The following is a 26,326-nucleotide window of genomic DNA, read 5'->3' as shown; positions in this document are numbered from 1 at the left end:
TCTTCAAGGCTTGGGCTGCGTGGGCAGGTCGGGTGTGAACGCGGGCACTTCGTTCGTCGGCGCCGACGGCAATACGGACAGCTTCTGGAGTTCGCGGTCGAACTCGACGAGGCGCTGTTCGTTGGTGGCGAGGCGGACGCTCAGGAGTGCGTTGTTGCGGGCGACGTCTTTCATTTCGCCCAGGACGGTCTGCAATTCGCCATAGGACTGCGCGAGCTTCGCGGCTTCAAGCATCACCCAAGCGGTCGTCTCCCGCTGCCGGTTCATCTCGGCGACCAGGACATCGTTCGTGGGTGGCGGCGCGAACGCGGCATCTGGCGGGGGATTCAACAGGTTGGCGGTGTTGAGCGGCCCGGGGTGGAGATTCCACCGCGCGGAGACTTCGATGCGATACACCGGGTGCTGCTCGTGCATCGTCTCCGGGTGATTCGGATCAACGTAGCGGCCAACGTGGTAGGCACGGACGACTTCCCCGTAGCGAACCGACTCGACCGGCTCGACCGGTGGCGGCGGCGTGGGACGGAGGACAACCTGCGGGCGCGAGGCGCACGAGGCGACGAGCACGAGCGGAATCAGGGCGAGGTATTTCATGGCTGATACAATGGGGTTGAGTTTGGCTGAACTGCGTTCGGGGTGGGTGTGGCTGCTACACCGAATGCCGCTGGTGACAGAAGCGCGGGCACGTTGGTATTCCCCTCCTCGGCGAACGGCTTCAACGTGCCGCCAATCACGGCATCGCTACGGTCAATTGTTTGGACGACGTAGATGTAGAACTGCTTGCCGCTCGCCACGCGAACGTAGAAGCCGTCGCGTTGAATCGCTTCGTAGATGCGTTGCGCGTAAACCGAGAGAACCTTCTCCGCGCCTTTGAACGGGGCGTTGTTCAGCGAGCGGCTGTCCACCGAACCGAAGATGGTCTGCTCCTTCTCGGTCAAAGCACTCGCCGCGCCGGAGAGGAACGTGGCGGCGAACAGTTTGATCTCCGCCAGGTTGTCGGATTTGATCAGGCGTCCGCGCAGACCCGCGCTGCCGTCGGTGATGCCCCAGCCTTCCTGGTCGCCGGAGAACTCACGGTCGAGTGCGACGCCCTTCAAGCGAAGTTCCTCTCCCCCCTGCCAGACCAACGTCCAACTGTTCCCGCTGGCTATGCGCTCACGGTGGCGGTCGGTTTGCGCCGTGCCGTGGACTTCCGTGCCGGCGGGAATCACCAGTCTGCCCGCGTGATAGATGTTCTCGGTGACGAGGCCAACGATGGGTGTCTGGATCGAGGCTGAGTCCACCGTGATGACGGTCTCGCACGGGATCAGACGGCCATAGGGCGCGTAAATCTCGCCGAGTGCTTTCGGTTCAGGAACACCGGCGGCGGCATCTCCGAAGAGGCTGATCGGCGGGAGCTGCGGTGCTGGCGGCTCAGGCTTGGGTCTCTCGACAATCACCTTCGGCGGTTCATTGGTCTTGCCAGGTAAAGGAAGCGGCTCGGGCTTGGGCGTCGGCGGATGAAACGGCTGCATGGGTCGCTGAATGGTCTGCACCACCTGCGGGTGGTCAGTGGCATTCGTCGTCAGTCCAGTGACGCGAACATCGGCATCGCCAGAACCGGATCGGCTGCGTAGCACACTGAACACGAGCAGGCCGCCGCCGAAGATCACGGCAAACAGGACCAGCTTGCCGCTGCCGGTCTTGAAGAAGTTGAGAAAGTCGCGCGGTTTCATGGGGTGGAAGGGTTTTGGTTGTTTGCGGGCAGGTTCGTGGAAGACGAATTCGACTCTGCGGCAGCCTTCTCCAGATCGTTTATGGCGCGATGCAACGCATCACGTGCAACTGCTTCCGCCTCCGGGGTCATCGCGACCGATGGCCTTGGCGGCGTCGGAAGTGGCGAAGTGCGCGTTACGAGCACCGTGAAGTCGTTCTTGAGCGAGAGTTCGTTCCGCCCGCCGTCCGGCGTGCCACTGATGGCGAAATAGACCGTGCTCGCGGCACATGCAGGCAACACTCCGGGCGCATCGCTGATGGACTGGAAATAGAGTCGGCTGCCAGCACGCACACAGAAGCTCTCCGGCAGGTAGCGAATCTCCTGATCGGACCTGTTTCGCAGCGTGACATGAAAGACGAGCGTGTCCTCGGGGTTGAAGCGGAACACCTCCTCGATGCGGATCTCGTAGTCGTTGAAATCCGTGACGAGCGGCTTGTCGGCAAACGTCCTGGCCTCCGCGCCGGCCACGGCGTCCGGTTGCTGTTTCTTCAGCAACGGGAACGCCTTGGCTTTGTCGAGCAACGCCAGCAGGCGCGTCGGGGTGACCTGCGGCGCAGGTTGGACATTCTGGGCGGTGGCAGCCCGGTCTTCGAGGTTCAGCGCCAGCACGGGTGTATCGCTCTCCACCAACTCGAAGACATAGGTGCGCTTGTTCCAACGGAGGTTCAGATTCGTCGCCGCCTTCCGTGCCAGCGCGCGGACGGACAGGAACGATGAGCCTTTGGTGTGCGCCAGTTGGAATTGCCCTGGCGTCTTGCCGTCGGCAGTCACGCCCACTGCGTCAATCGCTGAAATCGGTCCGGGCAGGCTGATGGTGGTGACCCGGTTCGTTGCGACCGGCACGGTGATAACCACGCGTTCGTCGAGCGTGACGCGCTGGATGGCTTCGGGCGGTTCGGCAAGCGCGAGCGTTGCGGACAGCAGGAGTATGCTAATGGGTGATTTCATATTTGAAGTCGCCGACAGCGGTGGGGAAACGACCGTTGGCAGCCATGTTGGGGTTGCGGAGCAGACGGAGACTCAGTTTGAAGGTGAACGCCTCGGAGAAGGCCTTCTCCTGGAAGATGCCGGTGCGGATGACCTGGCCGGAAACGGTGGCCAGCACTTCGTTTTCGCGCGTGGCAAGGATGTCGATCTTGGCAATCTCCGGCTTCTGGTGAAGCTGCTTGGCGCGGAACTCGACCGCCTCACGCGTGCGATGCTCGCGCGCCTTCTCCAACGCCGACTTGAGGAACATCTGCCGAAGCAGCTCCGGATGGTCGAAGTCCTTCGGGTTGCGCTCAAGGAACGTGATGGTCGCCAGTTCGGCCTGTTGGGCATGCAAGTCCTTGGCCTCAGCAAACTGAAGCAGCGGGCTGATGTAGTAGGTCTGCGCCGGGTCAATGATGACAACGCGCTCGCGCTGCTTGAATTGGTTGATGATGTGGTAGCGGTCGAGCGCGGCGACAACCGTCACGGCGACGGCCACGAAGAACCAGAACCACGGCAGCCGGTCGCGTTGGGCGAACAATTGTGTCGGGTCGAACTTCTTCCGGGCGACGCGGGCGGGAGCGCCGTTGCCGGTGGGCGTTACACGAGGGCGGAGATCGGTGGTTTCCATAATCAGTAGTAGTGGCCTTTGGTCTTGGCGATGAGTTCACGAACAGAGCGGTCGCCAGTGATGTCATCGCCGGGGCGACCGCGAGCGGAGCGAGGGGGAAGGCCAGAACCAGCGATGATGATCGCGCCGGCGCTGCCCTGGCCGGCGGCAGTCGAGAGCGTGCTCAGGATCGCCGCCATGCCGGTTGCACCCACGGTGGCGAGGGGCAGCCCGGTGGTGGAGGCGACGGCCGCCGCACCCGCCGTGGTGGCAGCGGTCTGGAGAAAACTGCCGACTGCACCAGAAATGAGCTGGCCGCCTGCGAGCGTGCCGTAGCTGATAACCTTCTGGATGACGACCGGTGCAGAAATGGTACTGAACACGATCCAAAAGGCCACGACCGCCACTCCAAACGTGGCTTGCAGGGAATAGAGCGTGGCGGTTGGGTCAATGAATTTGAAAGCCGGGTCGGTCATGAAATCGAGAATGCCCTGGGTGATGAGCGCCGCGACGGCCCAGCCGAGCGGCCAGAGCAGCACGCCAACGATGTGCATCAGGTAGCGGCTGCCGATCGACCGCAGCGGGCGAATGGCCATAAAGCCAATCATTAGGGGCGAGAGCGCGTAGGCGGTGAACAGGATGAACTTCTGAATGATGTAGGCCCAGAACAGCAGCAGCGACGCGAACTGACCAAAGAGCCAGAGAAAGCCAGAGATGAGAAGTTCAACGGTAAAACTGTTGAGGTCGCTCAAAATATCCCACCAAGAACGGTCAGTCCCGGTATCACGCTTGATGATGAGCAACTGATTGTATTGGTCTTGAACGTTCGACGGATCAACGCCCAAGCCGTCGAGAATGGAGGTTTGCAGGAGTTGTTGGGCCTGATTGCCCCATTGCGGTAGCATTACCAGCAGGGCGGTCAACACGAACAAGCGCACGATGTGCAAGATGAGCGTCTTTCCGTTGAAGCCGTGGACGACCAAAAGGATCGTCCCGACGATGAACAACATGAACGCCACGATGCGCAGCAATTCGTGCAGTTCGACGCACTTTTGCAGGAACGTCGGGAAGAGTTGTTCAAAGGTTGCCATAGTCGGGACGATTTGAGGGGGCGGTTACTGGGTTGGGAATGCGGTGGGCGCATTCACCAGGCGGAAGGTCTGCCCGTATTTCTGCACCGCCTCGGTGAACTCGGCGTGCTGTTGCTCTTTCTTCGCCTCGATCTGGCGCTGCGCCTCGTTGCGATTGGCCACGTCCTGAACCAGCGCCGACGCGGTGGCCTGATTGATTTCGTAGTCCGTGTTGTTGAGCGCTGACGACAGGCCGATGAGCACGCCGGTCAACTTCTGCACCTCGGCGTCGGTGGTGGCGTTCTTCAACGCCGTGGTGGTGCGGGCGATTTCCTCCTTGAGCGCGACTCGCCGGGCGGTGGCGTCTGTCGTGACAGACAAAAAGTTGTCCGTCGTCTTCTGCACGGCCGCGACCGGCAGATACGGCGATTCGCGGCGGGTGACGGTTGCTCCGTTCGGAGTGGTAAACGTCGTGCCGATGCTGCTGAACAGGCCGTTGGCGTCGTAGAGCATGGCCTGGCCCGCGTCCGCAGCCCCTTCGAGCGCCGTGAGCGTCTGGCCGAGCTCAGTCTTTCGCAGGTCGGTCACGAGCGGTTGAACCGTCGTGAGGAGGACGGATTTGGGATCGCCGAACAGGCTCTCGTAGTGCTTGAACTCGTTCAGTTGGTCGTTGAGCGTCTGGATCTGTTGCACCTGGTTCTGAATGACCTTCACGAATTGCGCGATTTCCTGCGCGGTATTCATGATGGATTGCATTTGCGCGGTGGGGTCAAAGACCACCCATTGCGCGCGGGCCGATACCGTGACGCCGAGCGTCACGAGCGTGAGTGCGATGAGTCTTTTCATGGTGTGCCTTTCGTTGTCGTTTGCCGGTCGGCGGCAACACGCCGCCAATCACGGGAAAGGGTTTACCACCACGAATGGCCGCGAGGGTGTATGTGCTGCGCAAGATGCGGTGAAGTCCGGGAGGAAGGCGGACAAAGGAAGCGGTATTTCCCCGCGCTGTCCAATTGCGTTCCTTGTGAAAGACCGCGTCATGTGGTGTAATTCTCTTGGCGAATGCCACATTCTTCAAACGCCCCTGGCCGCGCTCGTCAAGATGGATGCGGGGGCTGAAGCGAAGACGGGAAAGAAGTGAACGCGAACACGCCCGACCGCAGCACTGCCGCCGCGTTTCCCCGGTATCTCACCGGCGAAGTGGTGGCCGATAGCGTTGCGCTTCAGTGGCCGGGGCTTTATGCCCGGCGCTGGCGGTTGCCGCGCGTGGTGGATCGGTTTCTCGTGCCGGCCACGCCCGAACCCCACATTTCCTGCAACCTCCGGGGCATGGCGGAATTCCGGGAACGCGACGTGGGTGGAGCGTGGGTTACCCGCCAGATCCACGGGGGCGACCTGTTTGTCACCCGTTCGCGCACGCCCTACGAAGTGCGCTTCCAATCGCCACCGGGTCAGGAGCTCGATAATCTTTCGCTCCACATCGCGGTCGAGCCATTCATGGCCGCGCTCGAAGCACGCTATCCCGGTAAGGCAGACCGCGTGGAGGTCGTGGATTTTTTTGGTCGCGACGAAATCCTGTGGCCCATCTGCCTGACCTGCGCGGAGCTTCTGGCCGCGCGTGTGCCGGGAAAATCGCCCCGCGTCGCGGCGCTCACTCAACTCTTCGCGGCGCATCTGGTGGAAAAATACACGAAAACCACCGCCAAAACGGCAGCCGTTCGCGGTGGACTTCCCATTCACCAGCTCCGCAAGGTCGAGGATTACGTCACTGCACATCTCGCACAGGAAATCTCGATTGAAGAACTCGCCGCACTGGTGGAATTGAGTTCCTCGCACTTTGCCCATGTCTTCAAGGAGTCCACGGGCATGACTCCCCTACAGTTCGTGACGCGCCAACGCGTTACCCGCGCCCAGCAATTGATTCGGGAAACTTCGCGCAGCCTTATTGATGTAGGCCTCGAAGTGGGCTACACCAGCCCGAGCCATTTCGCACAAGTGTTCCGGCGTGTGGTCGGCGTCACGCCCACGGAGTTCCGGAGTTCACTTTAGATTTCCCGCAGGATTGCGACAGGCATCGCAGGATCGCGAGAGCGCGATTGTGTCAGGTGGGGCAAGGTGTGCGTATGAAAACGAACACGATTTGCACTGGATCATTGAAAGCGATGACGGGAATGGCCTTGGCCGTGGCCATCTCAGCGGAACCGACCGAAGCGGCCGATCAGGCCGCGTGGGACAAAACCTTTCCCAAGAGCGAAAAGGTTGAGCATCGGAAGGTCACCTTCAAGAACCGCTACGGCATCACTCTATCCGCCGATGTCTATCAGCCGAAGAACCGCAATGGCAAACTGGCGGCGATCGCCGTCAGTGGCCCGTTTGGCGCAGTGAAGGAGCAATCCTCCGGCCTTTATGCGCAAACGATGGCGGAACGTGGGTTCGTCACGCTGGCATTCGATCCGTCCTACACTGGCGAAAGCGGTGGCGAACCGCGCCATGTCGCCTCCCCAGACATCAATACCGAGGATTTCAGCGCGGCGGTGGATTTTCTCGGATTGCAACCTTCGGTGGACCGCAACCGGATCGGCATCATCGGCATTTGCGGTTGGGGCGGCATGGCACTGAACGCCGCTGCCGTGGACCAGCGGATCAAAGCCGTGGCGACCAGCACGATGTATGACATGTCGCGCGTGATGTCCAAAGGCTACAACGACAGCATGACCAAGGAAGAGCGCACAAAGTCGTTGGAGCAACTGGGTCAGCAGCGATGGAAGGATGCGGAAAACGGCAAGCCAGAGCTCGGTCCCATCTACAACGAGCTAAAAGGCGGCGAACCGCAATTCATGGTCGAATATGCTGATTACTACAAGAAGCGGGAACGCGGCTTCCACCCGCGAGCGATCAACTCGAACGGCTCATGGACCGTTACCAATCCGCTGTCGTTCATGAACCTGCCGCTCTTGACCTATGTCGCGGAAATTTCGCCCCGGCCAGTGCTGTTGATTCATGGGGAGAAGGCCCATTCGCGTTACTTCAGTGAAACGGCATACCAGGCCGCGGCGGAGCCGAAAGAACTCGTGATCATCAAGGGCGCCAATCATGTTGATCTCTACGACCAAGTGAACTTAATCCCATTCGATAAGTTGACTGAGTTCTTCACGAAGAACCTGAAGTAATTACCGCGTCGCGCGTCAGTGCGCCTGGCGATCTGACGCGCGACGGTTTCCCTTTTCAAGCGCATGAAACCTGCAACTGATATTTTTGCACGACTTCGGAAGGGCGAGACGGTTCCCTTCAACGACCCTGAATACCACAAGCTTCGGGACGTCTCGTTCGCCACGAGAAAATTGCTCCTGCAATTGAATCAATCCGCCGATCCAGAGGAGATGCGCGCCTTGCTCAGCCAGATCACGGGAACGGAGATCAATGAAAGCAGCGCGATTTTTCCGCCGTTCTACGTTAATTACGGAAGGCATACGAGAATCGGAAAGAATGTCTTCATCAACTTCGACTGCGTTTTTCTGGACTTCGGAGGAATCACCATTGAGGACGGCGTCTTCATCGCCCCAAAAGTCAGCCTGCTCACTGAAGGACATCCCCTTTCGCCGGAAAACAGGCACTCGCTGACAGTGGGGCAAATCCGTATCAAGAGGAACGCGTGGATCGGAGCCAATGCCACCATTACCCAGGGTGTAACAATTGGAGAAAACGCAGTCGTGGCGGCCGGTGCCGTTGTCACCAAAGACGTGCCCGAAAACAAAGTGGTTGGCGGAATCCCTGCCAAGATCATCAAAACGGTGTAAAGGCGATGGCGGCCAAACTGTCTAAAACGAATTACCTACTTAACAAATGATCCACCGGCGCACATTTCTGAAAACCACCGGCGCTGCCGCGCTCGCCTTCCCGGCGATCCTCCGCGCTCAAACCACCTCATCACCTCAAACACAAAAGCTCCCTATGGAAATTAAAAGAATAGGCTCGCAACCCTCGATCAAAGGACCAGCGGATTGGTTCACCGGCACCGTTCGCATTGATCCCTTGTTCGACCCAAACGTTTCCGCTCGTGCGGGTGCAGCTAGCGTCACGTTCGAACCGGGTGCCCGGACGGCCTGGCACACGCATCCTCTCGGCCAGAGGCTCATTGTCACGGGAGGCTGCGGCCGGGTGCAGATCGAAGGCGGCCCAATCGAGGAAATCCGCCTCGGCGATGTCGTCTGGTTTCCCCCCGGCGTGAGGCACTGGCACGGTGCCGCGCCTACGACCGCGATGACGCACATTGCCATTCAGGAAGCGCTCGACGGCAAGGTCGTCGATTGGAAGGAAAAGGTTACTAACGACCAATATCGCAGGTGATGTTTGTTTAACCCGCTTCCATGAAATGAAAAGCATGCTTCCAGGATACGTTCAATCGCTCATGTTGATCCTTGCCTTTGCCATTCCACAAGGATTCGGGCAAGGCGTTGAAAGCACCAACAGCAACCGTGCGACCACGCAAATGAAAATCAAAATCGGCTCCAGTACTTTCATTGCCACACTCGATGACAATCCCACTGCAACCGCATTCAAAGCCATGCTGCCTCTGACCGTCGATATGCAGGAACTGAACGGGAACGAGAAGTTGTACCGATTGCCGGACACGTTGCCGACAAAGGCATCCAATCCCCGGACGATCAAGAACGGTGACCTCATGATTTATGGCGCTAACACAGTGGTGCTTTTCTACAAATCCTTTCCAACCTCCTACAGCTACACACGGCTGGGCCGTATCAACGAACCTGCGGGGCTTGCTTCGGCCGTTGGCTCGGGGAACGTAACGGTCACCTTTGAGTTGGCAGGCAAACCTTGAATGAAGACCGTCCTGATCACTGGAGGAAACCGAGGCATCGGGTTTGAAACTGCACGTCAGCTTACCACTCGCGAATTCCACGGTGTCATTGGTGCGCGTTCAGAGCAACACGGCCAGAAGGCAGTGCGCGAACTGGCACGCCTTGGCAAAGCCTCGCTGCTGGTCCTCGATGTGAGCGATTCGAAGAGTGTCGCGTCTGCGGCTTCGGAGTTCAGTTCCATCGGTCATCTCGACGTGCTGATCAATAATGCAGGAATCTACCCCGATGAAGGGATCTCAGTTCTCACCATTGCGCGCGAGCAGATGGTGAGCACATTTCAAACAAACACGTTCGGGGCACTCGAAATGACGCAGGCTTTTCTGCCGTATCTAAAATAATCTCCTGCAGCACGAGTGATCAATGTTTCGAGTGGTTACGGTCAGCTCGATGGCCTGTCAGCCAACGTGCCGAGCTACTGCCTCTCCAAGCTCGCGCTGAACGGCGTCACGATCATGCTTTCCGAAGCGTTAAAAGAGCATGGAATCGTGGTGAACTCGATGTGCCCCGGATGGGTTCGCACCGACATGGGCGGAGCATCCGCAGCTCGCTCGGTGCAAGAAGGAGCGGATACGGCGGTCTGGCTCGTAACGGAAGCCGACCAGAACCTCACCGGAAAGTTCTTCCGTGACCGAAAGGAAATCGATTGGTGCAAAACGCCGCTGGCCTCCATACAAACCGAGGTATGTGAGGGAGTGACCTGTTCCCGGATCTTTATTCCTCGATGCGGAGGTATTTTGTGGTTGGTTGGAACGTTACCCCGTCGATGCGTTGTTCCGGTAACAGCACGGGGTAAAGGCGAACATTGGCGACCTGGTTGCGCTGGCGCTGCATGGAGACGTAGAGCCAATACTGCTGTTTGACAGCATCGCTCTTCCCCTTGTCGTAGCCAGTGGCGTAAGCCTTCTCGGCCTGTTTCTTCGCAGCGTAATGGAGCGTCTCGCTGACAATCACCCCGCCTGCCGCGCCCGCGGCGGTGATGAGCGGGTCGCCATCGGAGAGTTCGTGGCCGAGGTATGCGCCGCCCGCGCCGAGCGCCACATCACTGATGGGGCGCGTGGCCGCGCAGCCGGCAAACAGACCGGCGACGAGGACGAGCGAGAGGAGTTTAGGGGCGTGGCTGATCAGTTTGGTTTTCATAGGCGTTAATGAGTTTTGGGATCGCTGTCTTTGCGTGCGTTTGAGTGATGGATGATTCCCTCGACCACACTCGGACTCTGGCGGAGTTCGCGGGCACGGCGGTCGAAGTGCTCTCCGCTGGAGGAACTGCAATAGAGCAACTCCGGCGAAGCGACGTTGTGAACCGTGCCGCAGATATTGCGGGTCGAGTCGGTGTGCAGATACGTGAACGGCGAATACTTCTCGCCGGGCTGATGATCCGGCAGCGGATAATTCATGATCGCGTGCTGCGTCACCTCGGGTAGTGCGATGTCCTTGCCCATGTCATCGAGGTCAGCGCGGTCGTTCTGGCGCATGATGAAGAATTGCCGACTGTTGCCGAACACGGCGGAGCGGATGCGCGACTGTTTGAACCGCGCGTATTGCTGCACGATGGAGATGTTCCAGCAATTGAACTTGCGAAGCTGGGCGTAGCTCTCCTGCACAATTTCCTGGCCTCCGGGGATGTCGAGAAAGCGGGCGACTTCTTCGTAGATGTTCCGTTTCCGAATCGCACGCGGTAGCGTCATGATGTGCTTGCGCGCGTGGTTGGTGATGAGGAAGCCAGCGGCGGCTTTCAACTCCTTCGCCGACTCCGGGATGTAGCCCAACTCGAAGTGCGCGATTTTGCCAGTAAGCGAGAGGTTGCTCGTGCCGTCGAACAAGCAGCCGTAGTTGCCATCGCGACACCACGGGAGGATGAGCGTGGCGATTTCCATGATCTGGTCGCGCTCCGCTCCCATCGGGTCGAGCATCATTAATTCCTGAAGCATCCGGTGCGTCGGGAACTCATCGGGCGTGAAATAGGCGAACGCCAGGTTGCGGACTTCCTTGCTGGTCTTCGGCTCTTTCAGGAACTTCAACGCCTCGGCTTCATCGAACTGTGCCAGGTAGGCTTCCGCCTCGGCGGGGTTGACGGCTCGCCAATCGCGGAAATCGGCGAAGGTTTCGAGGCTGGTCGCGCCGGGCGGCATCCGCTCGGCCCGAAACTGCTGGAGTGCCAGCGCGTGTCGGGCGATGACGAGCAACTGGTCGTGCCGCTTCTTCTGCCAGTCCTGGAAGGAATCCTCGTAAAGCAGATTCAGATACTTGGCGATCTGCGCCTGGCGGAGCATCTGTTTGTCCTCCTGGGCGCTCGTGCCGATCATCCGGGCGACAAGTGCGGTCGAGGCGGAGAGATGATCGGGCGTGAGCGGCAGCCCCTTCGTGTCGAGGTAGTTGATGGTCAAGTCGCCGTCCGGGTGAATGATGATGGGCCGCGCGCCTTCTTCGACCGTGGCGGTGTAGATACCGTAGCTGAGTCCCTCCTCAATGATGACGGTGTAACCGAAGTAGCCTTCCGTTTGGGTGAGCAGGTCACAGACGGTCACGGATTTGCCCGCGCCGGACATGCCGAGCAACACCGCGTGCTGCGGGGACGCGGAATCCTTGCCGCCCGAAAACGTCTGGATGCCGACCAGATTGTTGGCCGGGCCGTCGTAGATCGCCTCGGCGGTCGCCAGGTGGCCGGTGAACGTGCTGGTGACCGGGAGCATGTCGGCGAGGAAGCGATGCTCGGCGTAGAGTTTCCGGTGTTCGTAGCGTCCCCAGGTCCAGCCCGGCCAGGTCTGGAAGAACAGATTCTTCGAGGTGCTGGGTAGATTGCTCTCGAAGTATTGGGCCGCGTTCATGGAGTTGATGGCGTTCTTGATCGCCCCGGCCTTGGCATTGAGGCCGTCGCGAGTCTTGTCCCAGACACGGATGGCGAACATCGCGTGGAACGGAATCGTCTGCCCCTGCATCAAGGCGTGAATCTTCTTCTGCTTCTTCTCCATCACGGTCAGCAGCGAGATTTTCTTTTCGCTGGCGTAGTCGCCGGCCACGCGGTCGTGCTCCTTCTCCTCCTTGCTGATCTCCTTGGTGATGGGCAACGGATCAATGTTCACCGTGATGGTGTAGTCAAGGAGGCGGAGATTGGTGAGGCGTTGAATGATGCCGGGATAGGTCGTGCGCGGCCAGCGGGTCAGGACGATGAGCGAGTGGTAGTGGCCATCGAGGAAGAACCCAAAGTCAGACTGCCCGTTCCCCTCGCTGTGCCAGCAGTTTTCCTGAATCGAAAGTTCGGGCGCGAAGCCTTCCGCCGGATCGTAGTCGAACCGGTCGTTGAGCGACGGATTGAGGAAGCGCTTGTAGTGGCGGAAGTGGTCGGCATCCGTCATGGCCAGCACACGTGCCCCGGCTGAGCCGAAGATTTCGAGCAGTAGGCGGTGAACGTGCTCGAACTCGGTCTGAAGCTGTTCGAGCAGCGTCTGGTAGTAATCTCGGCGGGCAGCGGCGGTCTGGAACTTCGTCGGCACGTTCTCCAGTGCCCGGGAGATGTAGAAGATGACGCGCTGACGGCGGAGTTTGCGCTCGGACATCGCCTGCCAATAGCGCGCGAAGCGTTCGTTGCGGGCGCGCTTGGTCCAGACGTTGGAAAAGCGCTCTGTCTCCTGCTGGTAACGCAGCAACTCCCCCTTGTAGTCGGAATCGCAGAAGTATTGCACTTGTAGCCGCTGGTTTTCGTGGAGGGACGCCAGCAGGAGACAGAGTTGGTCCTGGAAGTCGTTCAGGTCTGCAATCGGGCTGTTCGTCAGGTCGGGGGACTCGAAGATGAAGCCCTTCGACACGTAGCCGCCGCGCCGGAGGTGGTTGAACACGATCAGGTCGTGGGTGAAGAAGCCGTTGGGTGCGCGTTCGAACATAGGTCAGACTCGGATGGATTTACTGATGACGGCGGGACGTTCGCGGCGGCGGACTTTTGCCACGATGTGATTCACTTTCTCCAAGTCCCCCACGAGCCGCTGAACGGAGCGCGCCTTGCCGATTTCGTTCGTCGCTACGTAGGCTTCCCGGACGTGGGCCAAGGCGCGCTCCATGTGCTCGCGCGCGGTGGGGTCAAGGTCGTTCCGGTGGAGATTCTCACGCAGCGCCTGGTCGGCGGTGTCGAGTTGTTCAAAGATGTAGCGGCTCATGGCAGGTCCTTTGCGAGTGGATGCGTGAGGCGCGGAGGTTCGGGGGCAAAACCGCCACCAGTGAACACGCGCTCGAAAATGTCGCGGTCGTAGCCAGGCGGTTTCCCCTGCCGCAGGCCGAAGATGTAGGCGAGGCAAAGCCCCACCGGAACGAGCGCCACGCCCAGAGACGTGAGCAACGATGACTTCAGTATTACGAGGAACACGAAGAACACCGTGATGCCCACGCCGATGCCGCCCACGAGCCACCAGAACAAACCGCCCTCCAATCCCCACGTCCGACCTTTGGAGTCGGAAGCGGCGTTGGTGTCGGTGAGGCGGAGTTCGGCTTTCATGGTGGCTCGGGGCGGCGGGTGGCAGGTCGGTTGGCGAGATTAGAAGTTGCCCACACCCACCGTGCTGTTGGTGTCGATGCCGAAGATCTTGAAGAAGGCAAAGATGACCGCCGGGGCGGCGGCGATGATTGCACCGCCGATGATGGACATCTTGCCCTGATCCACGTCGCCGCGCCGGATGGCGAACCCGCCGTAGATGACGCACGAGATGCCGAGCACGAATCCGAACATCATGATCACGGCGAGGCTGTTGCTGATGCCGGTCTTGAGTTCGGTGGAGTTGAACGCCTGCGCGTAAGCAGAGGTGCTGTTCAGGGCGAGGACTGCGGCAGCCAGGAGCAGCGACGGCAGCCGCGAGCGGATTTTCTGACCGAGGGGTTTGATGTGTTTGATGAGCTTCATACGAGTCGTGTTTTTGTTTTTCTGTCGTTGAGCAGCGACTACCGCGCTGATCACGGGACGCAGCATGAAGCAAAGGGCAGAAAGCCGGGTGTAGGAGGGACACAAGGTGCGGGGATGTCCCTGTTAAAGGTAGGCGATGAACAAAACACCAGACTCGCACAAGCTTACCAACCTCCAGGCACTCGACGTGTTGTTGCCGCGCGAAATCCGCGGCCAGTCCCACACGATTCCGCGAATCGTCTCCGCTGTTCGCCGGGGCGAACTCGGGCTCACGAAACCGTCACGGCCACGCGGCAGCTTCCTGCTGCTCGGGCCTACCGGCGTGGGCAAAACCGAGACGGTGGTCGTGACGACGAATCACGTTTTCGGCGATGGGAAGTTGTTCCGTTTCGACATGTCGGAGTTTCAGAATCAGGAAGCGCTCGGTCTGCTGCTGGGCGCACGACTCGGAGAAATCGGCTACCTCGGAGCGGTGCGCGAACGCGCGGCGGAGGGTTCGCTTCTGTTCGATGAGGCGGAGAAGGCGCACCCACGCGTGCTGGACATCCTGCTGCAACTGCTCGATGCCGCCCGGCTCACGGTGGCGACCGGCCAGACGCTCGACTTCAGCGGGTTCTACGTGTGGCTAACGTCAAACATTGGATCGGCGGAACTGATGAGCCTCCAGCACTCGAACGAAGCCACGCTCGAACGCCACGTCCTCACCCGCGCGCAACAAGCCTTGCGCCCGGAGATCTTCGCACGCGTGAATGAGAAGCTCGTGTTCCATCGCCTGAGCTACGAACACCAGTTGGAGATTGCAGAGAAGTTCTTGTCCCGCGAAATCGAGTTTCTGGCCGCGCGCGGGCACAAGATCGAGCTCGATAAGACCGCGTTGCCGTTTCTCGTGCGCAAGGGATTCCACCCGAAACTCGGCGCGCGTCCGATGCGCGATGCCGTGGAGAAGCTCGTTGGCGACGCGGTGGCGGAATGCCTGCTCACTGGTCGTCCCGCCTGCGGTATCCTCGCGCACGACGAGCTGCACGACCGCCTCGGCGTGTTCTAATTCAGGCCAGGGAAAGGAACAAATGCGTCTCGCCGAGGTCCACGTCCGGCTGCACTGCTCCAAGCTTTCGCTTTTGAAGCTGGGCGCAGACCGTGCGGATCGCCTTCCGCTTGGGAGGAGACTTCGGCACGCGCACCAGCAAGGCATCCGCAAACTCGTCGCCTTTCTTACTGCGGTAAACGTCGGGCGCGATCACCTCGGTCGCGGCGGCGTCGTAGAGCGCGGCGACGAACTTCGCCGCGTCACTCTCGCGCTTGAATCGGCCGAGCGATCGGGCGGAGCTATCGGCGCTCCTGGCCTCCAGCCAGGCCCGCGCCTCGAAGCGATTGGGCTTGGCCAGCAGCCCGGCGACGAAAACTCGGTGAATGTGTTTCTCCGACACCGGCTTCACCGCCTTCGTCACCCTACCCAGCTTCGGCAACGACTTGTCCTTCGCTGCCGCCGCGCGGTATTCGTCGGCGCTGACCAGTTTACCCCGGAGATAGATGTCGTCGGACAGGAGCGTGCCGTCACTCAACCAGCTTCGGCTGCGCCCGCAGAACTCGCCCCGCACGGTGGACAACTCCATCTGAGGCTTGCCGTTATCATGCCATGCACGCTGCACACCCGTGCCTTGAACCATGCGGTATTTGCCGAGCAGTCGGCCCGTTTCACTCCATTGGCGGCAGACGCCATGCAACAGGCCATCGGCGTAGCGTTCCTCAGAGGCGAGGCGTCCGTTCTTGTGCCAGACACGGGCAACGCCATGCCGGTGACCGTTTCGGAGAGGCATTTGTTCGCGGAGCAGACCGTTTCGATACCAGGACTTTTGAATCGCGGTTCTCACGTCACATGTTTTGCACTTCGACCATTGAACGTGAATTCTGGCCCATTTAACACGAGTCCCGGGCAAAAGCATAGCAGGAGTTGCCCTGATTTCAGTGATTTTTTCACCTTCCGTCGCCCCGCGACGACACACTTCCGCGATGAAAACCTAAAGGCAAAACTCCCCGGCGGCGGCGGACGGGTCAAGGTGGAGGCGGGGGCAGCCGGGGCGCACTACCTTGACGCGACCGACGCCGCCATACAATCAAGAGGGGTTTCATCGCGTTGTCCAAGCCCGAGCCGAATGGCTCGACGATTTTTCAATCACTGATTGGAGAATCTGAATTCGCCAATCGCCGATTGACGAATCTGCTGTTCTGTCGACACCCAGCTTCGGTCTGTGGTCGGTGAGCGGGGAAAGTGGAGCGAAGGACGGAGAGCAGCGCCTAGCGAAACGCAGCCGGAGCGCAACGTCCCGCCGCCGAGCCACAGACGGAAGCCTGCCGCGCCTGCGGCTTCCGGCGAATGCCCGCTCGTGACGAGCGCGCGGTTTGTGGAGTGGAACGGGCGTGGTCGAGAGGGAACAGGGCCGACCGGCAGCCCGTGGAGCGAAGCATGCCGCGCGCTGGTCACGGCGAGTCGGCAGTCTTCGTGGTGTTTCGACTCGTAATATCCGCGGCGAATGCAATCGTCTGCTTTCAAGCGGCTGACTCCGCACTTCAGTCTATCGGGCCGGATGTCGTGCGTTTGGGACGCGCGGATATGATGGCCGCGGGATTGACGCCCGCCCAGCGGCAAAGCTCGGCATGGGTTTGTGGGCCGTAGTTGCTGGGGCGATGGCGCGGCACGAGCACTCCAGTCCGCAGGGCATGACGAACCGCCCTCTTCGTGGCGGGAATGGCGAATCGCGCGAGGCACCGATTGGCCCGATAGGAAAGTCCGTTGGCAGGATACGGCGACACTTCATCTTGAGAGGGGCGACACGAGAGGGCTTTTGCATCTATGCCGGCCCAAAGGCAGACCTCAGCGTGCGTGTATATGCCGTAGTTTGGAGGCCAGAAGAAGGGGTAGAGCTCTCCGGTTTTGAGAGCGTGCCGGATCACCTCCCTGTCGATGGGAATGCCGGCGTTGAGAAGGCAACGGCTTGTCCTTCGGGAAAGGCCGTTAGGCAGGAGTCTGGATTTCATGACGGTCCGTTCTTCTCCTGGCGAATGATGCAAGCAATCTGGTGGTCGTCCACCAACGTCATGCAATCGTCAAAGCCCCGCTGCAACATTTCGGCGACCGCAGTGTATTTCTGCCGCTTGCCGAATGATGATGATGATCGGTAGCTCATGCTCAAGTCCTGCATTCCGCCAGAAGTTGGCGCACGAAGCCGAGGGCGTCCGCCTGAGTGTCCACCTCCGGTCGTCCGAACAGGAATTCGGCAACGCGTCTCGGCCCGATGCTCTCAGACTCCTGGAAATCCTCCCGCAAGTATGCCAGCGCCTTCTTTGTGCTGGCGTCCTTAATCAATGGCCGCAGTTGCGCAGCCACGTCTGCGACGCCGCTCCCGTAGTTCCGCAGCAGATAAAACAAATCGTAAGCGTCCTTGTTCTCACCCCGAATGTGGAAGGCCAACGCCTTGAGCACCACGAACGCCCCCGCTCCACAGACGCGGATGTCCCTCCGGGCGGTTTCTCCGGCGATGGTCCGTCCGTCCAGCGTCACCGCTTGATTGTTTACGAATGCCAGATGCAGGCCGGGCGCGATGATGGCCGCCCAGTCTCTGGTGAGCGGGAACAAACGTCCCGCCTGTGCTTCGGCGCTCTTCTCCGGTTCGATCAGGAAGTCCACCGTCACCGGCGGTTCGCTGATGCGCCAGCGTTGGCGCGTGGGCTGCCCCTCCTCGTTCTGGTCCATCTCGAATCCCGCTGCGCGCAGGCGCTCCACCACGGCCTGATAGCGCTGCTCTCCCACCAGTGCGAACGCCAGCCCCAGATCGAGATCGAGCGTGCCCACATGGGCCGTCACGTTCTCCGGCAGATGCTCCTGATCAATCAGGAGCGACGGGACGAGTCCTCCCACGACCACGAGTTCGTCCATCAAGTCGCCCAGCTTGGTGGCGAGATACAGGCAGGTGGATTTCACCCGCGCGACCTGGTCGGGCGCATAACCGGCGGCGGTCGTTGGTTTTTCAGGCATGGCTGACCTTTCTCAAAATCTTCAGGCGCAACTGCGCCGCCGCTTCCTCCGACCGTTCGGGATGGTTTTTCAAATCCAAATACACCTGCACGGGATGAACACAGCGGATGCCGTCGCGATCCGCCGCGCCGTGAAACACGCCTTCATCATTTGGCACGACCAGCCAAACGTTCTCGCCTTTTGGCTGCTCATGAAAACCCATTTCCTGCCTCGCTTCGGACGACAACATCTTCTCGACATAGACAACGGCGAGCCGATAGCCGGCAAATGGGTTCAGCAACCACGCCCCCGCCAACCCCGTGGCCGCGTGCTCGATCTTGTCGCGCTTGAATTGCTCGGCCAGTTGCCGCAGCACGTCCTCACTGGACCGTGCCGCCACGTGCCCCCGCACAATGTGATGCTTTGAGAAATCGTAAGCCTCACGCCATGCGTCCAGCAGCGCGTCATAATCGGCGACCCTCACCGCGCCGTCCGGTTCGCGCGCCACGAGGCGCTCTGCTTCCAGTTCTCGGACAATCCGGCTTGTGAAGCCTTCATCCAGCCCGCTCGCCTTCGCCAGTTCCCTCTGGCTGAACGAACGCTCCGGCTCGATCAGCACCCAACGGGCAATCCGCGCGCTTTTCGGCGCGAACACACTGCGCGGACGGCCCGGGCGCTTGAACTGGTTCGGCTTCCCCTCGATGTTCACCCGCAGGCCCGCCCCAACCAGATGGGCGTTCCCGGACAAGTCCATCCAGCACACGTCTGCTTCCTCGCACAGTTGCTGGCCGACTTCGCCCATGAAGGGCACGGCCACGAGCGGAATGAGTTTCTTGCGGGACGCCTCGACAAACCGGCGGATGGACCGGACCGCCATGGCCACCGCCGACGCCTGTCCCGACGCCTTCCACTCCACGGCAAAGTGATAGTTTCCCGCCGACACCAGCAAATCCGCCCGGTTGTTCTCGTCGCCCGGAACAGACGGTTCGAGTTTCACCTTGAGCCGGCTCACGGGCAGGGCCAGCAATTCCGCCAGCCGGCGCGAGGTGTCCTCCACCGTTCTCGAATTCAATTCTCGGCTCATATTGTCCAAATACCATACCTTGAGCACGCGGTCAAGTCAGCCTATTTAAGCAAGTTGATCCTCTTGGAGACTCCGCTCCATTCCCCTGCCGCCGGCCCGCGGCGGTGAGTTGAGCCTGGTTTGACAGGATTGCCCATCCGTATTGCCTTCGCGACGGCGTTCGGGAATCCAGGACAACACGCTCGAAGCAGAACTTGTCCCGCACACACAAATTGCTGGGCCGCAAGCGGAACTCCGCCCTGTCTTTCGTGGCAAATCAGCTTGCTTCGGTCTGTGGTCGGTGAGCGGGGAAAGTGGAGCGGAGGGCGGAGAGCAGCGCCTAGCGAAACGCAGCCGAAGCGCAACGTCCCGCCGCCGAGCCGCAGACGGAAGCCCGCCGCGCTTGTGCGGCGTCCGGCGAATGCCCGCTCGTGACGAGCGCGCGGTTTGCGGAGTGGAACGGGCGTGGTCGAGAGGGGGAAAGGGCCGACCGGTAGCCCGTGAAGCGCAGCAGAACCGCGAGTTGGTCACGGCGGACTCCCGCACTGCTGTGCCGATGATGATTTACACTCATCGTTTGTCAGCCCACAAGTGCCGCGGTCAAGCGCGGTGTTGAATAACCGCAGTGGATGCGCTCTTGTTCGAGGAGTTTTCCATTCTCGACCAGCGTCTCGTAGAGGGCAAGTTCCGCAGGGTTGAGGTTCAACCGTTCAGTTGCGCGCGTTGGAGAGGCGCTCACCGCGAAAATCGAATGCGTTGAATACGTGTTCTCGTCCATCAGGATGCTGGAAACGAGGGGGAACGTCTTTCGCAAATTGGACAACGTTTCAAAACCGTGGGAATCCAGGTCGCCCCAGTAAAACACCCGGCAGGACTCCAACCAACCGACGGCTGCAAGCAACGCGGCGGCATCGCCAGCGCCAAAGAGGGCAATCGTCCCCGGCAATTGCGGCAGCGTCAGGAAAGTCATTTCATTCTCCACAATGAGGACTGTGTTGTTGCCGAAACGACAGTTGCAGCACGTATCCAGCGGGATGGCGAAATCATCAATGGGCAAGCCATACCGATTCGCCAGCGCGGGATGGAGAAATCGCATCCGAACCCACGGCTGCTTCAGCCGAAAGCCGAACCAGCTTTCGAAACTACTCGTGTCCGGCCCGACCGTCTGCGGCGCGGCGAGGGGCAGCAGTTCGCACAGAATGCCTTTGTGGCTCTCGATGAATTTTGTGTCCACCACCACGGGAAGCTCGCGGAGATAGCAGTTTGGGCGGGGGTTGTTCCGCAAATGAACGCAGACATTCAGCAACTCTTGCCAGACTCCGGCATGGGCTACCACTTTGAGCGGCCTATCTCTCACCCAATTGCGCAGTTCGGGGCATAGATGCTGGATCAATTCGTAATCCGCCACGAACTCCCGCACTTCTGACTGCTTCTTGAGAAAACGGACATAATCCTCCTGCGTCGTAAACGAGACCGTTGCTGGGATTCGTTGCGCCCCCAAACGCCGAAAGGTCTTTTCCTTCCAGGTGATTTCAAAGCCAAACCCGGCCTGCTCCTTGGATTGGCTTTGCAGCAAACGAATTCCGTCGCGGTCGGCAGTGAAATCGCTCGGCTTTGCCATGCCTGCGCCAAGCACAATGAGCGGGAAGATTGAATCGCCGCTGCAAAGCGAGCGCAGGAACTCCGGGTATCGACTCAGGGCACGGCGGTGGATTTGGTCAGGCGTTAGCATTGGTCGCGGGAATCGGCGCTTGTCGGGCGAGATGCTCTCGGACTTCCTCCACCGTCACGGTGCGGACGGTCGAGTATTGCGTCGTAGGGTTCAGCGTAAGGTGGTAGCTCGACACAAACGGTTCGACCACGCGGGCGCGGGCGTCGAAGGGACATACGATGAGCAGTTGAAGATGAAATTGCGCGAAGAGCCGTAGCGCATATCGCGAATTTGTTTCGTCGGAACGCGAAAACATCTCATCCACAACGACAAATCGAAACGACTCCGGGTTATGCCGGTCCTTGGCAATGCCGTACTGGTAGGCAACTGCGGAGGCGAGAATGGTGAACGCCAGCTTCGCCTTCTGGCCGCCAGATTTGCCGCTGGTATCTTCGTAAATGTTTTCCTGCTTACCCGTCTCCCGGTCACGCTCCTCCACGGCAAAAGCCAGCCAGTTGCGGGTATCCGTCACCTTCGTCGTCCAGTCGGGCTTTTGTCGGAACAGGTCAATCAAATCACTGATCCTCTGGAAGGCGGTTTCGCGCGCGGCGCTGTCGGGCGCAAGGCCGTAGTCCAGACAGCCTTTAAGCCGGGCGCGGAAATTGCGGATGTCCGAGTCCTGTGTCTGCGTCGCGCGAATCGTGATGTAGGTGCGCGGAGAATATTCGATGCTTTTCAACGCGGTGTTAAGATGCCCGATTTTGCTCTGCATCTCCTCGCAATGACCCTCAAGGGCATCCTGGAATTTCACTACATGCACCAGCACGTCGCGGCTCATCAATTCCTGGAATTTCAGGTCATAGCGCGGCAGGTCGTCGCGGCGCACTCCTTCTTCAAAGCGAAGAAAGTCCGCGATGAATTCCTCGCCCGCGTGAAGATCGGCCTTGAGGTCGGGAAACTCGCCAAGGAAAGTTCCCATCAGCCGAACAATGACGGCAACGACTTTTCCGCGCTCATTTTCCAGCGCGATGAGCTTGTCGCCGAGCGTCTTTTCCACCCGATGTTCGGCCATCACCGCGTTGGAGATCGTCAACTCGGTGTCAGCGAGAAGTTCCAAAAGCGCGACGTCGAAGACCGAAAGATCGGCCTCCACGCAGGCCGCCAAGGTGGCTCGGCACGCCTCCAATTGCTCGCTGTTCTCTTGTGCGCGGCGTTGAAGTCCACCACGGTCGCCAACTTTTGCGGTCTTGGTCGCGTCTGATTCGCTGATTTGAGCCTTAACCGCCTCAAGCTGTTCACGGAGCTTCTTGATCTTATCTGAACTTTGCTCCAGTTCGCGCTTGCGTTGTTCGAGTTCTTCGCGCCTCGCGACCGATGAACGCCAATCAATCTCAGAAAACAAGCGAAAACCCTGCAACTTGCCCGCCTGGGTTGCCCGCGTGGTGGCCGTTTGCTGACGTCGTCCAGCATCGGCAATGAAGTCGGCCTGCTTCTGGGCAGCGGTGGCCAACTGTTTTTGTTCCTCCTCCAACCGGCGGATCTTGTCACGATTTGACCAGCCCAGAATGTGATTGCGCGGATCATTGATGGCGGTGGAATCGTCCTTGATGTGCCGTGTCCCCGCGCTGCGGATCAATCCCTGTCTGGTCAAGGCGAACCCGGTCGCGCTCTCGAATTCCTCAATGCTATCGCAGCAGCGATAGTTGAAGTGCGTCCGCAATTCACCTTCGACCCAGCGGGACAGCGGATGGCCGTCCTTCAACTGCATCCGTTCAATCACGCGCCCTTTGTCGTATGAGGGTTGAATTGTCGCGGCATCTTTCGGAACGCGATGATAGACAACGCGCCCGCGCAGGTCGTTGTCATTGATGAAGCGATTGACCTGCGAATAGAGTCGCTCTGGCACAAGGAGTGAAAGCCCGAAACCACGCAACAACCGTTCAAGCGCGCCCCGCCATTGCACTTGGAATTCCGGCCTTACATCCATCAATTCGCCAGCGAATGGCAGATCGGCCTCACCAACTCCCGCTCCCCGGGCGATGAACTGGCGCATCTGGCGATGCACCTCCGGAATCAAGTCGGGACGCCTGCGGAGGGAGTCGAGTTCGTCTTCCAACTGCTTGTGCTGGCCCGCAAGACGTTTGAACTCCTGCTCCGCCGCCGCCTTCTCATTTGCGGAGGAAGTGATTTTGCCAGTCTGTTCTCTTTGCTCGGCTTCCGCCCAGATCTGCAATTCGGTGTAGCGCCCGTCCGTGCTTACCTCCTCTTTGATGCCCAGTTCCCCCAGACATTTGTGATATTGCCCGCCCAAGGCGCGGCGTTGCTTTTCGATTCGAATTGTTTCGTCGAGCTGCTCCTGCACCCGCGTCAGTTGCTTGCCGACCTCATCGTTGTCAATGGCCTGATTCAGTTCCAATTGCTGACGCCCAAGTTCCTTGAGCGTATTGGTCAGTCCTTCGATTTCACAGGTAAGCGTTCGAATCTGCTCCGAGAGCGACGCTTGTTCTGCTTCAAGCAGGCTTTTGAGCCGCATCGCGAAGCAGGCGGGCAGCGCGTCGCGTAGCCGGGTGGTGGCGGAAAGCTGCTCGTCGGACTTTTTGATCTCCGCCGCCTTTTCCACAACGGGTGCGAGCAACTTCAATTGTTGCTTCGCGATCCGGATGGCTTCCCAGCATTGTTTGAGGTCTTCATAGTGGTGCTCCAAGCGGTCCACCAATTCCTTGGTGTCGAGTTTTTCGAGCATGTGATCGCGGATGAATCCGCTGACGTGCGTGATTTCCTTGATGGCGACGGTTTGACTGAACAACGCGAGCGTGGTGGTGGACTCCATTCGCAGGTAGCGAACGAGTTTCTCGGCATAGGGCGGAAACGTCTCGTCCACCTCGAATCCCTTGTTCCGAAAGGTCTTCTTCCATGTCCGGGACTCACCGAGTCCGTTGAAGTCCTTCTGAATCGAGCACTCGCGCCGTGCGATGAGAAACAGATGGCGCACATCATCATCCTGAATCCACAGAACCTGTGCCAGGGTGACAGCTTCGTCGGTTGCGGCATTCTTGAACGCAGCCAGCAGAATCGAGGGCGGGCCGCCCGGTTTTCGGAGAAACTTCGTTTGGGCGCGCGATTCCCCCGAGTCGCTCTGGCTGCCATAAGCGCCGAGCACATAGGTCTTCTCATCGCGCTCCCGCTTTTTCGTTCCGCCGGCCGACAGGTTGTAGTTCCGTTTGATCTTGGGCACGAGCATCGTGAGCAAAGCGTCCACCAACGTAGACTTGCCAGTGCCGTTTTCGCCGAGCAACAAGGCTGTTTGTCCATAGGCATCGAGCACATGGATTTTGTCATGGAATGTTCCCCAATTGCGGACCTCCAGCCGTTCCATACGGAATCCGGGCGGTGGAACTGCGCCATTACTGGATGTCTCGTGTGATTGCATGAGCTTTTAGTTGTTCGTGAAGCGCCTTGAGCGTCTCGACAGGAAAACGCGCCTTGATGATGCGCCGCACTTCATAGCGTTCGTCGCCGTTCACGCCCGGCAGTTTGCGGAGCAGGCCCAATTCCTCGGCCCGGTTGATGGCTGCCTCGATGCGTTTGTCTGCGCGGATTTCATCGTTCGTTTCCGGAAAATAGACCGCGACCATCTGAAGGATTTCTTCCTTGGTTACGACGAGGCGGCTCTCGTCGTGAACCTTCTCATCGAACTGAAGCAGGCGTTCACGCAAAACCACCCCGACGACAGCCACTCCTCTGGCCAGCTTGTCGCGCCGGAACAGGCGGGGAATCATCGCGCCGTCTTCCTGCTCGGATTGTTTGAGGTAGGCGAACCCGTCTTCCTCGTGAACAACAAGCTGGAGTCCGATTTCCTGGAAATAATTCTCGATGTGCTGGCGGTAGCGCGACAGCACCGCCCAAAGTTCCATGTCGTCGGAATAGATCGCATCCTGCAACAACCGGACTTTCACTGCCGCAGACGGAAACGGTTTGGTTGGGTTCGGATTCATGTGTTAGAAAAGACGATTTGCGGCACTCTGAAGCGACGATCGGGTTCACCGGGAATATCAAGCAGGTCAAACCCATCCAGCACGATGTGCGGACCGTCCGATTCAGCGATGAGCAAATAGGCGAGCACTTCCAGGATGCCGTTGCGTGGCGGATGGAGTTCCAGCAGTTCGGGCAGCGTGATCTGGACACGCGTTTGCAGACAGTCCCTGATGTTCTGGCGCAAGCGGTCGAAGTCCACCGGGTGCAAGCGCAGGAATGCCTCAAGCGTGTCTTGGTAGTCGCCGCCGTCACTGACTTCCAGACTGCCGCCAAACTCCACGTTCTCCGGCGGCGACCACGGAGACTTGGACATGAGCGACGACAAAGCTAGGGTCGTATCCAATTCGATCATCTCCGCCTGCGGTGGCATCTCGCGGGTCTGATGCGCGAGTGATTTGATGTCCTGAATCAAGCGGCCAACCTCGCGTCGCTCCGCCGATTCGCGAACATCCAGCACCCGCCGAAGCTGCGCGATCAGCCGCTCATTTGACGCAACGACCTTGTTTCCCTCGGCGCGGAGACTCGATTGTAAGCGCCGCAACAGCACATCGGCCTTCAGTTCGTCGGCTAGGGTTGGAAGCGAATACGCCTGTTCGACCAGCTCGGTGAACTGGCGGCGACGCTCCGGCGCGAGTAGAAAATCCCAAAACGCGTAGAAACTTTGTCCCTGGCTGGATTGCCGCAGTTGCTCTTGCGCGTCCAGAGTCTGCCCGACGATGCTTCCGCGCGTCGCCCCCGCTGATGACTGCTGGACGGAAATGTCCTCCGTCACCCGCCGAAAATGGCGCTCCACCTCGCGGAAATCACCCAGAAGATTGCGGGCCGTCTCCAACACCGTTGCAAACCGCTCGTTGACTTGGGTGGGATTGTAAAGCGTTACAACGCCGGTGCGTTCAATCTCTTCGACTTGCTGCTGGAGCTTTAACTGCTCCTCCTTCAGGCGTTGAATACGGACATCTGGATCGCGCGTGGAATTGACGACGATGTCCTCCAGCACAGAAGCCAGGTTCTTGAACTTGGATTCCGTGCCGACGTGGGATTTTGGTTTCAGGCTTTCGAGCCACTGAAACACTTGTTCAATTTCCGGGGTCAGCTCAAAAACTGGTTCGTCCACGCCATCGGGGTGGTGTCGGCGCAAATAGCCGTGCGCCTGATCAGCCCACTCAAGGAGATACTCCCGCGCTTTCTTGTCCGCTGTGGATTCACTTGCGTCACGCAGTTCCTCAAGTTCGGCCTCCAGAATGGCTCGCAAGCGGCTCTCGGGAATTGTGGAGGTATGTTCGTGTTTGAAGGCTGCGAAGAGGACTGCCAGAACCAATGGCGCATTGTCCGCCCGGAGCAACCGGAGTTGGGCGGAATCAGTAAATGAAAGTTGAAGTTCGGCGTGGTTCACGATCCAAT

The 26,326-nt window shown here is 59.6% G+C and carries 26 protein-coding genes and 1 pseudogene; 7 read left to right on the top strand and 20 right to left on the bottom strand.

The features are described from left to right. Positions 1-3: 3 nt before the first annotated feature. Genes P5205_09890 through P5205_09865 form a run of 6 tightly spaced genes read right to left on the bottom strand, consistent with a single transcriptional unit; the run spans position 4 to position 5,248 of the window. Positions 4-591: a hypothetical protein gene (locus P5205_09890; protein HSA10668.1), complete on the bottom strand. Its 588-nt coding sequence runs from the start codon at positions 589-591 to the stop codon at positions 4-6. After that, positions 588-1,712 carry a TrbI/VirB10 family protein gene (locus tag P5205_09885; GenBank protein ID HSA10667.1) on the bottom strand — a complete coding sequence of 375 codons (1,125 nt, stop codon included), beginning with the start codon at positions 1,710-1,712 and terminating at the stop codon, positions 588-590. Before P5205_09885 ends, P5205_09890 begins: the two co-directional genes overlap by 4 nt. Beyond that, entirely contained in the window at positions 1,709-2,701 is a 993-nt protein-coding gene (locus P5205_09880; GenBank protein ID HSA10666.1) for a hypothetical protein, read from the bottom strand. Before P5205_09880 ends, P5205_09885 begins: the two co-directional genes overlap by 4 nt. Continuing rightward, positions 2,685-3,353 (bottom strand): hypothetical protein, encoded by a 669-nt coding sequence (locus P5205_09875; protein HSA10665.1) that lies wholly within the window; start codon positions 3,351-3,353, stop codon positions 2,685-2,687. The genes P5205_09880 and P5205_09875 overlap by 17 nt, the downstream gene beginning before the upstream one ends. A gap of 2 nt (positions 3,354-3,355) precedes the next feature. Continuing rightward, on the bottom strand, positions 3,356-4,423 hold the full coding sequence (locus tag P5205_09870; protein HSA10664.1) for a hypothetical protein: 1,068 nt from the start codon (positions 4,421-4,423) through the stop codon (positions 3,356-3,358). Between the two features lie 24 nt (positions 4,424-4,447). Beyond that, positions 4,448-5,248 (bottom strand): DUF4141 domain-containing protein, encoded by an 801-nt coding sequence (locus P5205_09865; protein ID HSA10663.1) that lies wholly within the window; start codon positions 5,246-5,248, stop codon positions 4,448-4,450. Positions 5,249-5,536: 288 nt separating this feature from the next. On the opposite strand from P5205_09865, the gene P5205_09860 reads away from it, so the two are divergent. The 6 genes and pseudogenes from P5205_09860 to P5205_09835 all read left to right on the top strand — a co-directional run bounded on the left by P5205_09860 (position 5,537) and on the right by P5205_09835 (position 9,824). Continuing rightward, on the top strand, positions 5,537-6,448 hold the full coding sequence (locus P5205_09860) for an AraC family transcriptional regulator (GenBank protein HSA10662.1): 912 nt from the start codon (positions 5,537-5,539) through the stop codon (positions 6,446-6,448). 122 nt (positions 6,449-6,570) lie between these two features. Beyond that, on the top strand, positions 6,571-7,569 hold the full coding sequence (locus tag P5205_09855) for an alpha/beta hydrolase (protein HSA10661.1): 999 nt from the start codon (positions 6,571-6,573) through the stop codon (positions 7,567-7,569). Positions 7,570-7,632: 63 nt separating this feature from the next. Beyond that, positions 7,633-8,196, top strand: a complete 564-nt coding sequence (locus P5205_09850; protein HSA10660.1) for a DapH/DapD/GlmU-related protein — start codon at positions 7,633-7,635, stop codon at positions 8,194-8,196. A 154-nt stretch (positions 8,197-8,350) separates the two neighbouring features. Further along, entirely contained in the window at positions 8,351-8,746 is a 396-nt protein-coding gene (locus P5205_09845) for a cupin domain-containing protein (GenBank protein ID HSA10659.1), read from the top strand. A gap of 25 nt (positions 8,747-8,771) precedes the next feature. After that, a complete protein-coding gene (locus P5205_09840) occupies positions 8,772-9,239 on the top strand; it encodes a cyclophilin-like fold protein (GenBank protein ID HSA10658.1) in 468 nt (155 codons plus the stop codon). Then, a pseudogene (locus P5205_09835) lies at positions 9,240-9,824 on the top strand (SDR family NAD(P)-dependent oxidoreductase). Positions 9,825-9,990: 166 nt separating this feature from the next. On the opposite strand, the gene P5205_09830 reads toward P5205_09835, so the two are convergent. The 5 genes from P5205_09830 to P5205_09810 are packed head-to-tail and all read right to left on the bottom strand — an operon-like array spanning position 9,991 to position 14,164. Next, on the bottom strand, positions 9,991-10,416 hold the full coding sequence (locus tag P5205_09830) for a hypothetical protein (GenBank protein HSA10657.1): 426 nt from the start codon (positions 10,414-10,416) through the stop codon (positions 9,991-9,993). 5 nt (positions 10,417-10,421) lie between these two features. Next, positions 10,422-13,157 (bottom strand): TraC family protein, encoded by a 2,736-nt coding sequence (locus P5205_09825; protein ID HSA10656.1) that lies wholly within the window; start codon positions 13,155-13,157, stop codon positions 10,422-10,424. A 3-nt stretch (positions 13,158-13,160) separates the two neighbouring features. Further along, positions 13,161-13,427 (bottom strand): hypothetical protein, encoded by a 267-nt coding sequence (locus P5205_09820; protein HSA10655.1) that lies wholly within the window; start codon positions 13,425-13,427, stop codon positions 13,161-13,163. After that, a complete protein-coding gene (locus tag P5205_09815; protein HSA10654.1) occupies positions 13,424-13,762 on the bottom strand; it encodes a hypothetical protein in 339 nt (112 codons plus the stop codon). The genes P5205_09820 and P5205_09815 overlap by 4 nt, the downstream gene beginning before the upstream one ends. A 39-nt stretch (positions 13,763-13,801) precedes the next feature. Continuing rightward, positions 13,802-14,164, bottom strand: coding sequence for a TrbC/VirB2 family protein (locus P5205_09810; protein HSA10653.1), 363 nt, complete (start codon positions 14,162-14,164; stop codon positions 13,802-13,804). Between the two features lie 136 nt (positions 14,165-14,300). Between P5205_09810 and P5205_09805 the strand changes: the two genes are divergently transcribed. After that, positions 14,301-15,209 carry an AAA family ATPase gene (locus tag P5205_09805; protein HSA10652.1) on the top strand — a complete coding sequence of 303 codons (909 nt, stop codon included), beginning with the start codon at positions 14,301-14,303 and terminating at the stop codon, positions 15,207-15,209. Position 15,210: 1 nt separating this feature from the next. Here the strand turns inward: P5205_09805 and P5205_09800 are convergent, their stop codons facing one another. The 9 genes from P5205_09800 to P5205_09760 all read right to left on the bottom strand — a co-directional run bounded on the left by P5205_09800 (position 15,211) and on the right by P5205_09760 (position 26,318). Next, on the bottom strand, positions 15,211-16,035 hold the full coding sequence (locus tag P5205_09800) for a hypothetical protein (GenBank protein ID HSA10651.1): 825 nt from the start codon (positions 16,033-16,035) through the stop codon (positions 15,211-15,213). Between the two features lie 697 nt (positions 16,036-16,732). Beyond that, positions 16,733-17,200, bottom strand: a complete 468-nt coding sequence (locus P5205_09795) for a hypothetical protein (protein HSA10650.1) — start codon at positions 17,198-17,200, stop codon at positions 16,733-16,735. Beyond that, the gene (locus P5205_09790; protein ID HSA10649.1) at positions 17,197-17,349 is read right to left on the bottom strand and encodes a hypothetical protein; all 153 of its coding nucleotides are present in this window, start codon (positions 17,347-17,349) and stop codon (positions 17,197-17,199) included. Before P5205_09790 ends, P5205_09795 begins: the two co-directional genes overlap by 4 nt. A gap of 2 nt (positions 17,350-17,351) precedes the next feature. Beyond that, on the bottom strand, positions 17,352-18,197 hold the full coding sequence (locus tag P5205_09785; protein ID HSA10648.1) for a hypothetical protein: 846 nt from the start codon (positions 18,195-18,197) through the stop codon (positions 17,352-17,354). Further along, positions 18,190-19,260, bottom strand: a complete 1,071-nt coding sequence (locus tag P5205_09780; protein ID HSA10647.1) for a type IV toxin-antitoxin system AbiEi family antitoxin — start codon at positions 19,258-19,260, stop codon at positions 18,190-18,192. Before P5205_09780 ends, P5205_09785 begins: the two co-directional genes overlap by 8 nt. A gap of 559 nt (positions 19,261-19,819) precedes the next feature. After that, positions 19,820-20,971, bottom strand: coding sequence for a DUF2220 family protein (locus P5205_09775; protein HSA10646.1), 1,152 nt, complete (start codon positions 20,969-20,971; stop codon positions 19,820-19,822). Further along, complete coding sequence (locus P5205_09770; GenBank protein ID HSA10645.1) at positions 20,958-23,771, bottom strand: SbcC/MukB-like Walker B domain-containing protein; 2,814 nt, start codon at positions 23,769-23,771, stop codon at positions 20,958-20,960. The genes P5205_09775 and P5205_09770 overlap by 14 nt, the downstream gene beginning before the upstream one ends. Positions 23,772-24,294: 523 nt before the next feature. Further along, the gene (locus P5205_09765; GenBank protein HSA10644.1) at positions 24,295-24,885 is read right to left on the bottom strand and encodes a DUF4194 domain-containing protein; all 591 of its coding nucleotides are present in this window, start codon (positions 24,883-24,885) and stop codon (positions 24,295-24,297) included. After that, positions 24,882-26,318 (bottom strand): DUF3375 domain-containing protein, encoded by a 1,437-nt coding sequence (locus P5205_09760; GenBank protein ID HSA10643.1) that lies wholly within the window; start codon positions 26,316-26,318, stop codon positions 24,882-24,884. The genes P5205_09765 and P5205_09760 overlap by 4 nt, the downstream gene beginning before the upstream one ends. Positions 26,319-26,326 lie beyond the last annotated feature (8 nt).

The organism is Candidatus Paceibacterota bacterium (assembly GCA_035452965.1).
Taxonomy (GTDB): Bacteria; Verrucomicrobiota; Verrucomicrobiia; order Limisphaerales; family UBA8199; genus UBA8199.
The sequence above is the reverse complement of the archived record's forward strand: the minus strand, read 5'-3'. Positions and strand labels throughout refer to the sequence as shown.